Source organism: Caballeronia sp. LZ043 (assembly GCF_031451075.1).
Classification (GTDB): Bacteria; Pseudomonadota; Gammaproteobacteria; order Burkholderiales; family Burkholderiaceae; genus Caballeronia.
Genome location: NZ_JARUXT010000001.1, coordinates 2,224,526 through 2,237,454, shown reverse-complemented (window position 1 = coordinate 2,237,454; position 12,929 = coordinate 2,224,526). Strand labels below are relative to the sequence as shown.

Annotated in this window: 10 protein-coding genes and 1 pseudogene; 7 read left to right on the top strand and 4 right to left on the bottom strand. The window is 65.5% G+C overall.

Annotated features, from left to right (window positions below; translation table 11 throughout):
- Positions 1-134 precede the first annotated feature (134 nt).
- The 3 genes from xseA (at position 135) to QCE64_RS10125 (ending at position 2,794) form a co-directional block, all read left to right on the top strand.
- On the top strand, positions 135-1,502 hold the full coding sequence (gene xseA / locus QCE64_RS10135) for an exodeoxyribonuclease VII large subunit (protein WP_309930819.1): 1,368 nt from the start codon (positions 135-137) through the stop codon (positions 1,500-1,502).
- 210 nt (positions 1,503-1,712) lie between these two features.
- A complete protein-coding gene (locus QCE64_RS10130; RefSeq protein ID WP_309918208.1) occupies positions 1,713-2,294 on the top strand; it encodes a Fe-Mn family superoxide dismutase in 582 nt (193 codons plus the stop codon).
- A 347-nt stretch (positions 2,295-2,641) separates the two neighbouring features.
- Entirely contained in the window at positions 2,642-2,794 is a 153-nt protein-coding gene (locus QCE64_RS10125) for a hypothetical protein (RefSeq protein ID WP_310003663.1), read from the top strand.
- Positions 2,795-2,863: 69 nt separating this feature from the next.
- Here QCE64_RS10125 and QCE64_RS10120 read toward each other — a convergent pair whose 3' ends face one another.
- From QCE64_RS10120 to QCE64_RS10110, 3 genes are all read right to left on the bottom strand, one after another.
- Entirely contained in the window at positions 2,864-4,138 is a 1,275-nt protein-coding gene (locus QCE64_RS10120) for an EAL domain-containing protein (protein ID WP_309918202.1), read from the bottom strand.
- A 234-nt stretch (positions 4,139-4,372) separates the two neighbouring features.
- The gene (mdtD, locus tag QCE64_RS10115) at positions 4,373-5,806 is read right to left on the bottom strand and encodes a multidrug transporter subunit MdtD (protein ID WP_309918199.1); all 1,434 of its coding nucleotides are present in this window, start codon (positions 5,804-5,806) and stop codon (positions 4,373-4,375) included.
- 7 nt (positions 5,807-5,813) lie between these two features.
- Complete coding sequence (locus tag QCE64_RS10110; protein WP_309809590.1) at positions 5,814-6,560, bottom strand: GntR family transcriptional regulator; 747 nt, start codon at positions 6,558-6,560, stop codon at positions 5,814-5,816.
- A gap of 158 nt (positions 6,561-6,718) precedes the next feature.
- Between QCE64_RS10110 and QCE64_RS10105 the strand changes: the two are divergent.
- Positions 6,719-6,875: pseudogene (locus QCE64_RS10105) on the top strand (DNA-binding protein); the annotation flags it as partial.
- A gap of 88 nt (positions 6,876-6,963) precedes the next feature.
- Here QCE64_RS10105 and QCE64_RS10100 read toward each other — a convergent pair.
- The gene (locus tag QCE64_RS10100; protein WP_309918195.1) at positions 6,964-8,184 is read right to left on the bottom strand and encodes an MFS transporter; all 1,221 of its coding nucleotides are present in this window, start codon (positions 8,182-8,184) and stop codon (positions 6,964-6,966) included.
- Between the two features lie 334 nt (positions 8,185-8,518).
- Here QCE64_RS10100 and xdhA point away from each other — a divergent pair, with 334 nt between their 5' ends.
- From xdhA to xdhC, 3 genes are read left to right on the top strand one after another with little or no spacing between them, the layout of a single operon-like run.
- Positions 8,519-10,042: a xanthine dehydrogenase small subunit gene (gene xdhA, locus QCE64_RS10095; protein WP_309918192.1), complete on the top strand. Its 1,524-nt coding sequence runs from the start codon at positions 8,519-8,521 to the stop codon at positions 10,040-10,042.
- A 15-nt stretch (positions 10,043-10,057) separates the two neighbouring features.
- A complete protein-coding gene (gene xdhB / locus QCE64_RS10090) occupies positions 10,058-12,421 on the top strand; it encodes a xanthine dehydrogenase molybdopterin binding subunit (RefSeq protein ID WP_310003661.1) in 2,364 nt (787 codons plus the stop codon).
- Positions 12,418-12,924 (top strand): xanthine dehydrogenase accessory protein XdhC, encoded by a 507-nt coding sequence (xdhC, locus tag QCE64_RS10085; RefSeq protein WP_309809582.1) that lies wholly within the window; start codon positions 12,418-12,420, stop codon positions 12,922-12,924. The genes xdhB and xdhC overlap by 4 nt, the downstream gene beginning before the upstream one ends.
- The last annotated feature ends 5 nt before the right edge of the window (positions 12,925-12,929 follow it).

Genomic DNA, 12,929 nt, shown 5'->3' with positions numbered 1-12,929 from the left:
GCTTTCACGGGCGCGCGGCGATGGGGCCGGTAAGTCTTTCTGTGTGGACACTTGTTACACTGCCGTACCTCGCCGAGCGGTTCCTGTCCATTGGGCCAATCAGCCGTAGCAGCCTGTTTCTTTCCGGTTCAGCCATGACTCCCGATTCCCTGCCATCGCCAGGCGGCGAAGCCGTCATTCCCGTATCCGCGCTCAATCGCGCGATCAGTTCGATGCTCGAGCGCAGCTTTCCGCTCGTCTGGGTGTCGGGCGAGGTGTCGAACTTCACGCGGGCGGCGAGCGGCCACTGGTATTTCTCGATCAAGGACGCGGGCGCGCAGATGCGCTGCGTGATGTTCCGCGGCCGCGCGCAATACGCCGAGTTCACGCCGCGCGAAGGCGACCGCATCGAGGTGCGCGCGCTCGTCACGATGTACGAGCCGCGCGGCGAACTGCAACTGAACGTCGAGGCGGTGCGGCGTACCGGTCAGGGGCGGCTCTACGAAGCGTTCCTGCGGCTCAAGGCGCAGCTCGAAGGCGAAGGGTTGTTCGCGGCCGAGCGCAAGCGCGCGCTGCCGTCGCATCCGCGCGGCATCGGCATCGTGACGTCGTTGCAGGCGGCGGCGCTGCGCGACGTGCTCACGACGCTTGCGCGGCGCGCGCCGCACGTGCCGGTGGTGGTGTATCCGGCGCCGGTGCAGGGCGCGGGCGTCAGCGCGAAGCTCGCCGCGATGGTCGAAGCTGCCAACGCGCGGCGCGAGGTGGATGTGCTGATCGTGTGCCGCGGCGGCGGATCGATCGAGGATCTGTGGGCCTTCAACGAGGAAGTGCTGGCCCGCGCGATTGCGGAGAGCGCGTTGCCGGTGGTGAGCGGCGTCGGCCACGAAACGGATTTCACCATCGCCGATTTCGCCGCCGATGTCCGCGCCCCGACGCCCACGGCCGCCGCCGAACTCGTGAGTCCGCAACGCGTGCTGTTGTTGCGCGAACTCGATCATCGTCATGCGGCGCTCGCGCGCGGTTTCGGCCGGGCGATGGAACGCCGTGCCCAGCAGCTCGACTGGCTGGCGCGCCGGCTCGTGAGTCCCGCTGAGCGGCTGGCGCGGCAGCGTGAACATTTGCGGCAACTGTCGGGGCGTCTGGTGTCGGCGGGGGCGCGGCCCGTGCGCGATGCGCGCGCGCACTTCGCGCTGGTTCAGTATCGCTGGCAGCGCAAACGCCCGGATGTCGCTGCGGCGCGCGAGCAGGTGTCGAGGCTCGCGCAGCGCCTGCAACGCGCGCACGAGCGCCGTGCGGAGCGCGAGCGCGCGTGTGTGTCGGAACTCGCGGCGCGCTTGCAGGTGCTCAGTCCGCAGCGCACGCTGGAACGCGGCTATGCGGCGTTGATCGATGCCCAGACGGGACGCGCGCTGCGTGCGCCGAACGCATTGAAACCGAAGCGTCCGCTGACGGTGCATCTGGCGGAAGGATCGGCGGATGTGTTGCTCGCCGATGTCCAGCCGCGTCTGTCAGATGAATTCTGATGCCTGAAAACTGGCGTGTTCAGGCGTACATTCAAGGACGCCGTGCAGCCCGTGGAAGCACTTTTTACGCCGTCCAAGGCGATTGGAAATCGATCTTACTCATAAAGGGCACACGGTTTGCTGGGTTATCCCAACTCGCCTACAATCCATTGCTCCACTGCCTCACTCCCCCGCAAACACACATTCCACATAGAAAGGAAGGCTCGCATCATGGAACATAAGCTCCCGCCGCTGCCGTTCGAAAAGAACGCGCTCGCTCCGCACATGTCGGAAGAAACGCTCGAGTATCACTATGGCAAGCATCACCAGACCTATGTGACCAACCTGAACAAGCTGATTCCGGGTACTGAATTCGAGAACCTGTCGCTCGAAGAAATTGTGAAGAAGTCTTCGGGTGGCGTGTTCAACAACTCCGCTCAGGTCTGGAACCACACGTTCTTCTGGAACAGCCTGTCGCCTCAGGGCGGCGGCGCACCCACCGGCGCGCTGGCTGACGCGATCAACGCGAAGTACGGCTCGTTCGACAAGTTCAAGGAAGAGTTCGCCAAGGTTGCCACCGGCACGTTCGGTTCGGGCTGGACCTGGCTCGTGAAGAAGACCGACGGCAGCCTCGACATCGTGTCGACCAGCAACGCCGCCACGCCGCTCACGACGGACGCCAAGGCGCTGCTGACCATCGACGTGTGGGAACACGCGTATTACATCGACTATCGCAATGCGCGTCCGAAGTTCATCGAGGCTTACTGGAACATCGTGAACTGGGACTTCGCTGCGCAGAATTTCGGCGCGTAAGTTTTGGGTTGTTGCGGCCCGGTGGGTCGCTTCGGCAAGAGCCGCATCGATTCAGTTCGATGCGGCTTTTTTGTTTTTGGAGCTCGGACAATGACACTTATGTGCGGCGGGGAGGAGTCGAGCTCAAAAGACCAACGGCTGCCCAAGGGCAGCCGTTGTACGCGGGACTCTCTATTCACCGTGAGGTGAAACACCCACTCCAGGTGGGACCCGGTTTCCCGGGCGGCGCTACGCTTTTCTCACCCGCTCCACGTAGTTTTACGAACCTTAGCAGACTACGCCGCCCCATCCCAGCGCGACAAATCCCAAAACCCTAAAATATCGCTTTGGATCCCCGCACCACCGCCATGAGACACCTCGCAGGCCTATGCGTCGCAGCCTGGTCCGCCGCCGCGCTGCTGTATTTCGGACGTCATTCCGTCGCGCTGATCGTGCTGTCCGGCGTGATCATGCTGGCGGGCTTCGATCTCGTCCGTCCCGAACCCGACCACAACGCCTGATTCCAGAAACGAAAAAGCCTCCCCGATGGAAGGCTCCCGCTCCGTCAATCAGGCGCAACGCGCAACCCGCTACCGCCGTCGCGGCATCGCTTCCCAGTTGATGTCGACGCACAGCACCTGCAACCCATAAGGCGTCTGCGCCGCGATCGACGCCGTCACGCACAGATGCGCCTCGTTGATCGACAGATACGGCGCCGTCAACTGAACCCGTCCCGGCGCGCGCAGCGCCTCGATGAAATACGGGCGCCGCTCCCAGCTCGCGCCTTCGGAATGCAGCAGCGGGCTGAAGCGTTTCGCGCGCTGCGACGTGCGCACGATGGGCACCACGTTATCGCCGATCTGCCGTCCGGCCTGATCGAGCAGGAAGCAGCGGGCGGTGTCGGCGAGTTGCAGCAGTTCGCTCGTAGCGGCAACGAGCGTTTCACCCTCCATCAGTTTCACCGACGCCCGTTCGAGCCCGCTCACATACGGTTCGAGACGCGTTGCCTGGGCGCGGTCGCGCGCGCCGATGCGCTCGCGCGATGCCGCCGTCAACGCATCCATCACGCTTGCCGCAACCTGCGGATGCACGGCATCGACGCTCGGCTGCGCGAAATATGCGCCCTGCACGAAATCCACGTTGCACTCCAGCGCGATCAACGCATCACGTTCGGTCGAAAGACCGCCCATCAGCACGAGCTGGCCGGACTCGTGCAGCAGCGACACGAGCCGCGGCAGCACGCGCTCGATATGCGAATGCTCGGTGGCCTGCTGAAGGATGCAGCGGTCGAGCGTCACGATGTCCGGCCGCAATTGCCACACGCGATCGATGTTCGAATGCTTGACGCCGAAACCGTCCAGCGCAATCAGGAAGCCCGACTTGCGCAGCGAATCGATGATCTCGGTAAAGCGCGTCGTTTCGCCGCCGGCCTGCTCGGGCACCTCCAGCACTACGCGCTGCGGCAACAGTCCAATGTCCTTCAGCGCCGCGACCAGAGCGTCGCCGTAGCTCATGTCCATCAGCGCGGCGGGATGCAGGCTCAGGAAGAGCCATTCGTCATGGCTGTCGAATGCGTTGAAATTGCCAAGATGAAGGGATTCGGCGAGCCGTCCGAGTTCGAGCAGATCGCCGCGCCGCGCGGCCTGGGTGAATACTTCGTGCGACGGCACATGACGATGTGTGTCGTCGCGGGCGCGCAGCGAAGCGTGATAGCCGATGGCGCGCCGGTGCGACACCGAGAACACGGGCTGAAATACGCTGAAGACGGTGTATTCGCCGTACAGCACGGTGCGTCGCGAGCCGTCGTCGCCGGCGACGGGGCGCGGCGGCTGAAAGCGGGGAGGGTCGAGATCAACCATGCTCATGGTGTCGAGGCATCGGGGCAGGGAAACTGAACAGCGCTAGTTTACAGGAACGGCTTACCTCCGTTTGAGCAAAAAGCGTGCAAATTCAAGCCGCAAGCGGCTTCCGGCAGGCTTGCGGCGCAATGCCCGCGACAATTCGTGTGCAGATACGCGAATCATGCTGCGCGCCCGGGAGCGCACGCCGCGCCGCTGTGCGCGCGGGCACCGGCGCGGTGCGCGGTCCCGGTGCGCAGTCTAGTTGGCTTCCGATGGATCGGGCTTGCGTGGCGCCGAACGCACTTCGGGCGCCAATTGGCCGAAGATCCACGCCGTCGCCGCCGTGATGACGCCGACGCACAGGAACGTCGCGTGAAAGGCCGGCAGCGAATTCGACGCGGTCACCTGCGGCAGCAGACTGGTGAAGGTCGAGAGAATCGCGCCGGCGACGGTCACGCCCAGGCTCATCGAAAGCATTTGCACGAGCGAGAACAGGCTGTTGCCGCTGCTCGCGCCACCCGTGCCGAGATCCTTCAGCGTGAGCGTGTTCATCGCCGTGAACTGCACCGAGTTGACCGCGCCGAACACCGCCAGCTGCACGAGCCGCAGCCACAGCGGCTGATGCGCGCTGGCGAGCGAGAAGCTCGCCATCATCAGCCCGACGAGCACCGTGTTCACCACCAGCACGCGCCGGTAGCCGCGCCGCTCGATCAGCCGCGTCACCACGCGCTTGGACAGCATGCCGGCGGCAGCCACAGGCAGCATCATCATCCCCGCCTGGAACGCCGTGTAGCCGAGACTCACCTGCAGCAGCAGCGGAATCAGATACGGCATCGCGCCGCTGCCGATCCGCGCGAACAGATTGCCGAGCAGCCCGACGCTGAAGGTGTGGATCTTGAACAGATCGAGCGAGAAGATCGGCTGGGCGGCGCGTGTCGCGTGCAGGCCGTAGGCGACGAAGCAGCCGAACGACAGCACCAGCAGCACGATGACAACGGCGTGCTGCAAGCCGAGATCGGCGAGCCCGTCGAGCGAGATCGTGAGCGACACCATGCCGATCGCCAGCAGCAGGTAGCCGGCGAGATCGAAGGGCGCAACGGCGGGATTGCGGCTGTCGGGCATGTACATGTTGGTGGCGATGCAGCCGACGATGCCCACCGGCACGTTGATCAGGAAGATCCAGTGCCACGAGGCGATCTGCACGAGCCAGCCGCCGAGCGTCGGACCAATGAGCGGACCGATCAGCCCCGGAATCGCGACGAAGGCCAGCGCCGACAGATAGCGTTCGGCGGGAAACACGCGCAGCACCGCGAGCCGGCCGACCGGCAGCAGCATCGCGCCGCCGATGCCCTGCACGACGCGGAACGCCACCAGCGCCTGCAGCGACTGGGCCTTGGCGCAGAGCAGGGAGCCGATGGTGAACACGAGGATCGCGCTGAAGAACACGCGCCGCGTGCCGAGCTTGTCCGCGAGCCAGCCGGAGACGGGGATCATCATCGCCATCGTGAGCGAATACCCGATCACGACGCCCTGCATGCGCAGCGGCGCTTCGCCGAGGCTGCGGGCCATCGCGGGGAGCGCGGTGTTGACGATCGTCGAGTCCAGCGTCTGCATGAAGAAGCCCGTCGCGACGATCCACAGCATGACTGAAAGCGAGCGGTCGGACGGCGTGCGTGTGGCGATATCGGTCATGGGGCGCTTATTTGCGGAGTTCCGCGACGAAGTCGTAGTAGTCGTTGCGACAGTAGGTGTCGGTGAGTTCGATGGCGCGCTGGTCCGCCGTATAGCCGACGCGCGTGATGAGCAGCAGCGCGTCGTGCGGCGCGATGCCCATCTGCGCGGCGATCTCCTGGCTCGCGTTCACCGCGCGGAAGTGCTGGAGCGCGCGCACGATCGAGAGGCCGCGCGAGTCGAGATAGCTGTAGAGCGAATCGCCGATGGCCTGCGGCTCGGGAATGCAGGCGGCCGGAAAGGTGGAGTTCTCGACGGCCATGACGATGTCGTCGGCGAGACGCAGGCGCTTCAGGCGCGTCACCGCGGCGGCGGGCGAGAGGCCGAGCTGGATGACCTCTTCGCGATTGGCGGGCTCGATGCTGCGCGAGAGCCACTTGGAACTGGGGGTGAAGCCGCGCCGCCTGAGCATCTCCGAAAAGCTCGACAGACGCGAGAGCGGGTCTTCATAGCGCGGCGTGATGAAGCTGCCCGCGCCTTGCTCGCGCCGGATCAGCCCTTGCTCGACGAGCAGCGCGATGGCCTTGCGCGAGGTGATCCTCGATACGCCGAGTGCATCGGACAGGACGCGTTCGGAGGGCAGTGCCTCGCCTGCGTTCCAGCGATTCTCGTGGATGGCGTTGGCGAGCTTGCGGGCGAGCTGGAGATAGAGCGGGGTGTCGCTGTCCGGGTCCGGGCGCAAGTCGCGCCAACGGTCTTCCGATGTCGAGTTCATAAGCGGACGCAGAGGGGCCAAGCGGCGATTTTAAGACAAACCTCGATGACGAAGGTCGCGCGGATTCTTATCCTGTCTGCGATCACGTGGTTTCGGAGCGGCTTTCGCACGTCCTTCGGTTCACTCGATCCACACTTCGCCTTCACATGGAGCAGGCAATGACGTCAGGCAGGATCAGGACAAGACCGTGGGATTCCGCCGGTCGTCTGCGTACCGAAGAGGACATCGCCGGGTATTCGAAAGCCTGCCTTCAGGACAGCGGCGACGATCCGGCGTTCATCGCTCATGCGCTGGGCGTCGTTGCCTGTGCGCGGGATCGGAATCGCCCGGGAGGGCCTTGCCGGAATGCGGTGATCCCCGCATTGGAATCAGGATTGCAGCCGCTTGCCGATCGCAGAAGCCGTCAAGCCGTCGCCGGCCCGCCCACGCCGCGTCCCGTGCGCACATACAGCGCCACGGAAAGCGCCACCGCCGCGGCCGCCGCCAGCGCGGCGAACAGGAACACCGAGCCGTAGCCGAATTCACCCGCGACATACCCGGCGAGCGGCCCGGTCAGCCCGAGCGACAAATCCAGGAACACCGAATAAGCCGACAATGCCGCGCCCCGGCTCGCCGGCGGCACGAGTCCGACCGCTTCCACGCCGAGCGCTGGAAACACGAGCGCGAAGCCGAAGCCGGTCAGCGCCGCGCCCGCGAGCGCGAAGGTCGGTTCCGCGGCGAGCCACAGCATCAGCAGGCCGGCGCATTCGAACGCGAACGACACGATTGCCACCCGAAAGCCGCCATAGGCCTTGATCGTGTTGGCGAACAGCAGGCGCGCGCCGATGAACATCGTGCCGAACACGGTGAGCGACAGCGCCGCGTTCGGCCAGTTGTGCGCCGCGTAGTACAGCGTGATGAAGGTGGCGATCGAACCGAAGCCCGCCGAACCGAGCGCCAGGCCGAGGCCATGCGGCAGCACGCGAAAGAACACGCTGCGATACGACATGCGCTCGCCATGCACGACCGGTACGCTGGCCATGCGCGTCGCGAGCCAGTAGCCGAAGCCGCCCAGTGCGATCACGAGCAGCCCGAGCACCGCGAACCCCAGCGCATGATCGATCGCCACGCCCAGCGGCGCGCCGATCGCCAGCGCCCCATACGTCGCGATGCCGTTCCACGAGATCACCTTCGCGTTGTTCGTCACGCCCACGCGCCCGATGCCCCACGTGATCGAACCGGTGCCCACCCAGCTTTCGCCGAAGCCGAGCACGAGCCGCGCGATCACCAGCAGCACCAGGCTCGCCACATGCCATTGCGCCGCGAGCGCCGAGCCCAGCAGCAGCACGCCGCTCACGGCACACGCCGCGAGTCCGTACAGCACGGTCTTCTTGGGACCGAGGGTGTCGGCGGTGCGGCCCGCGAGCGGTCGCGACATCAGGGTGGCCAGATACTGCACGCTGATCGCCGCGCCGGCCATCACCGAGCCATAGCCGAGATCCGTATGCACGAAGCCCGGCAGCACCGCCAGCGGAATGCCGATGGTCAGGTAGCACAGGAACGTGTACAGCACGACAGGCAGGATGCGCAGCGTGACGGCGAAGTCGCTTTGTGACGCGGCGGCGGAGCGGGGCTCGGTGGACATAGGGAAAGTGCGGACTTGTATTCGGCGCGAAGGCGTGATTGTTACATATGTTGCGTCGCAGCGTCGCACCGGTTTTGTAACCAGGTAGGACAAACCGCCTGTCCGAACGATCGGAAGGCATCGGCCGACGCCTTGTCGCGTAAGGCTTTGACGGCATATCGGGACAGGAGTATGCCCACCATGCAATGTCACCTATGGGTTGCGGATTTTGGCAGTGATAGCTTTTGAACCATCGAGGCGACAGGACCGGCCCGACCGTTCGTCCCTGTCGCGCATGCCACCGGCTGCGCACCCCGCGCAACCAGCAGAACAGCATCGAAGAGCCCACATCCCCATGAGCCAGCCGATCCGCTTCTATCACCGCAACGCGATCCAGGAAGTGAGCGACGCAGCGACGACGCGCACCGTCCTGCAATACCTGCGCGAAGACGCGCGCTGCACCGGCACCAAGGAAGGCTGCGCGGAAGGCGACTGCGGCGCGTGCACCGTGGTCATCGGCGAGCCGGACGGCCGGGGCGGCGTCGCGTTCAAGGCCGTCAATTCGTGCGTGCAGTTCCTGCCGACGCTCGACGGCCGCGCGCTCTTCACCGTCGAAGACCTGCGCCAGCCCGACGGCACGCTGCATCCGGTGCAGCGCGCCTTGGTGGACTGCCATGGCTCGCAGTGCGGTTTTTGCACCCCGGGTTTTGCCATGTCGATGTTCGCGCTGTACGAAAAGCACGGTCATGCGACCACCGGTTGTGCAGGCGCCTGCGAGAAGTCGAAGCCCTCGCGCCAGGAAATCAGCGACGCGCTGACCGGCAACCTGTGCCGCTGCACGGGCTATCGGCCGATCATCGACGCCGCCGAGCAGATGTTCGATCACGCGCCGCTCGCGCCCGTCAACGTCCCGGCGCTCGCGCGTTCGCTCGACAGCATCCGCCGCACCGATACCTTCCATTACGAACACGCGGGCCGCCGTTTCGACGCGCCCCGCACCGTCGAGGCGCTCGCCGCGCTCAAGGACAGCAATCCGGACGTGCGGATTCTCTCGGGCAGCACGGACGTCGGTCTGTGGGTGACGAAGCAGTTGCGCGATCTCGGCGACATCGCCTATGTCGGGCAGATCGACGCGCTCAAGCGCCTGGAGACGACCGGCGAGTGGATCGAGATCGGCGCGGGCGTGTCGCTCGAACGCGCCTACGCGGAACTCGTCAAGACGTATCCGGAACTCGAGGAAACGCAATTGCGCTTCGCGTCGCTGCCGATCCGCAATGCGGGAACGCTCGGCGGCAACGTCGCCAACGGCTCGCCGATCGGCGATTCGATGCCCGGTCTCATCGCGCTGAATGCGCGCGTCGTGCTGCAGAGCGTGAACGGCACGCGCGAGATGCCGCTCGAAGACCTGTATATCGCGTATCAGAAGAAGGACATGGCGGCGAATGAATTCGTCGCGGCCATCCGGGTGCCGACCCGCGCGGGCCAGCATGCGAAGCGCCAGTTCCGCGCGTACAAGCTCTCGAAGCGCTTCGACTCCGACATTTCCGCCGTCTACGCCGCGTTCTCGTTCATCGCCGATGGCGAATTCATTCGCGAGCCGCGCCTGGCCTACGGCGGCATGGCCGCGACGCCGAAGCGCGCCGCGCACGCCGAAGCCATTCTCGCCGATGCCCAGTGGCACGAAGCCACCGTCCAGGCCGCGATGATCGCATTGAGCAAGGACTACCAGCCGCTCACCGACATGCGCGCGAGCAGCGACTACCGTCTCGACACGGCCAAGAGCCTGTTGTATCGGTTCTGGCTGGAGACGCGTCCGAACGATCCGCTGGACAAGTCGAAGCTGGATGTGCGCGCCATCGAACTGGTCGAAGCGAAGTAAGAAGGGGACACGAACATGAATCAGCAAGCAGAAGCTTTCCTCGCCGAAGCCAAGTCGCTCGCGAACGAAGCGGACGATTTCAAGCAGGTCCACGTGTCGCGTCCGCATGAGTCGGCGCATCTGCACGTGAGCGGGCGCGCCAGCTACACCGACGACATTCCGATCGTCGCGGGCACGCTGCACGCGGCGCTCGGCACGAGTCCGAAGGCGCACGCGAAGATCGTGTCGATGAACTTCGACGCCGTGCGCGCGACGCCGGGCGTCGTCGCCGTCTTCACCGCCGACGACATTCCCGGCGTCAACGACTGCGGCCCGATCATCCACGACGATCCGGTGCTCGCGCAGGGCATCGTGCAGTTCGTCGGCCAGCCGATGTTCATCGTCGTCGCGACGTCGCACGACACCGCGCGTCTCGCCGCGCGCCGCGCGAAGATCGAGTTCGAGGATCTCGTGCCGGTGCTCACGCCGGCCGACGCGCGCAAGGCCGAGTCCTACGTGCTGAACCCGCTGAAGCTCTCCCGTGGCGACGCCGCCGGCCGCATGGCGCAGGCCGCGCATCACGAGCGCGGCGCGATGAAGCTGGGCGGCCAGGAACAGTTCTATCTGGAAGGCCAGATTGCCTACGCCGTGCCGAAGGACGACGACGGCATGCACGTCTACTGCTCGACGCAGCACCCGACGGAAATGCAGCATCTCGTTGCCCACGTGCTGAAGGTGCATTCGCACAACGTGCTGGTCGAATGCCGGCGCATGGGCGGCGGCTTCGGCGGCAAGGAATCGCAGTCGGGCATTTTCGCGTGCTGCGCGGCGCTGGCCGCGTGGAAGCTGCTGTGCCCGGTGAAGCTGCGCCCGGACCGCGACGACGACATGATGATCACCGGCAAGCGCCATGACTTCATCTATGACTTCGAAGTCGGTTACGACGACGACGGCAAGATCGAAGGCGTGGCCGTCGACATGACGTCGCGCTGCGGCTTTTCCGCCGACCTGTCCGGCCCCGTGATGACGCGCGCCGTCTGCCACTTCGACAACGCCTACTGGCTGTCGGACGTGAAGATCGAAGGCTATTGCGGCAAGACCAACACGCAGTCGAACACCGCGTTCCGCGGCTTCGGCGGGCCGCAGGGCGCGTTCGCGATCGAATACATCATGGACAACGTCGCGCGTGCGGTCGGCCGCGATTCGCTCGACGTGCGCCGCGCGAATTTCTACAGCAAGACGGACAACAACCAGACGCCGTACGGGCAGACGGTCGAAGACAACGTCATCCACGAACTGATCGCCGAGCTGGAAGAGACGAGCGACTATCGCCGCCGCCGCGAAGCCATCGACGCCTTCAACGCCAGCAACACAATCCTGAAGAAGGGCATGGCGCTGACGCCGGTGAAGTTTGGCATCGCGTTCAACGTGACGCACTTCAACCAGGCCGGCGCGCTGGTGCACATCTATACCGACGGCTCCATGCTCGTGAATCACGGCGGCACGGAAATGGGCCAGGGCTTGAACACGAAGGTTGCGCAGGTGGTCGCGCACGAACTGGGCGTGAACTTCGAACGCGTGCGCGTCACGGCGACGGACACGAGCAAGGTGGCCAACACGTCGGCGACGGCGGCTTCCACCGGCACCGACCTCAACGGCAAGGCCGCGCAGGACGCCGCGCGCCAGTTGCGCGAGCGGCTCGCGAAGTTCGCGGCCGATAAGTTCGGCGGCGGCACGGTGACAGCCGAGGAAGTGCGCTTCGCGAACGACCGCGTGATCGTCGGCGGCGATGCGATTCCGTTCGGCGAAGTCGTGCAGAAGGCCTATCTCGCGCGCGTCCAGCTGTGGTCCGACGGCTTCTATGCCACGCCCAAGCTCTACTGGGATCAGGCGACCATGCAGGGGCGTCCGTTCTTCTACTACTCGTACGGCGCGGCGGTATCGGAAGTGGTGATCGACACGCTCACCGGCGAGATGCGCGTGCTGCGCGCGGACGCGCTGCACGACGTAGGCGCGTCGCTCAATCCCGCGCTCGACAAGGGTCAGGTGGAAGGCGCGTTCGTGCAGGGCATGGGCTGGTTGACCACGGAAGAACTGTGGTGGAACGACCAGGGCAAGCTGATGACCCACGCGCCGTCCACCTACAAGATCCCGACCACCAACGACATGCCCGCGGACTTCCGCGTCGAGCTGTTCAACAACCGCAACGTCGAGGACAGCATCCATCGTTCGAAGGCGGTCGGCGAGCCGCCGCTGCTGCTGCCGTTCTCGGTGTTCTTCGCGATCCGCGACGCCGTTTCGGCAGTCGGCGATCACACGGTGAATCCGCCGCTCAACGCGCCCGCGACGGCCGAAGAGATTCTCAAGGCGGTCAACGCGGTCAGGAGCGCACGCTCATGATGCACGTCGTCCTGTTCGGCGCGGGCCATGTCGGTCATGCGCTCGTGAAGGTGCTCGGCACCTTGCCGTGCGTCGTGCAATGGGTGGATGCGCGCGACGAACTGTTCCCCGACGAAGTCCCGGCCAACGTGCAGGTCGAAGCCACCGACCTGCCCGATGCCATCGTCGACGAAGCGCCTGCCGGCGCCTACTTCATCGTGATGACGCACGATCACGCGCTCGATTTCTCGCTCACGCAGCGCATCATGCGGCGCGACGACTTCGCGTATTTCGGGCTGATCGGCTCGAAGACCAAGCGCGTGAAGTTCGAGCGCCGTCTGCTGGAGCGCGGCGTCGCGGCGGACCGGCTGGCGGAGATCACCTGTCCGATCGGCGTGGAAGGCATCGTCGACAAGGCGCCCGGCTCGATCGCGCTGGCAGTCACCGCGCAGCTGCTGCGCGTGCGCGAGATGACCGCGCGCTATGGCGCCGATGCGTGGAAGACCGTCCGCGCAACCGCGTGACGACG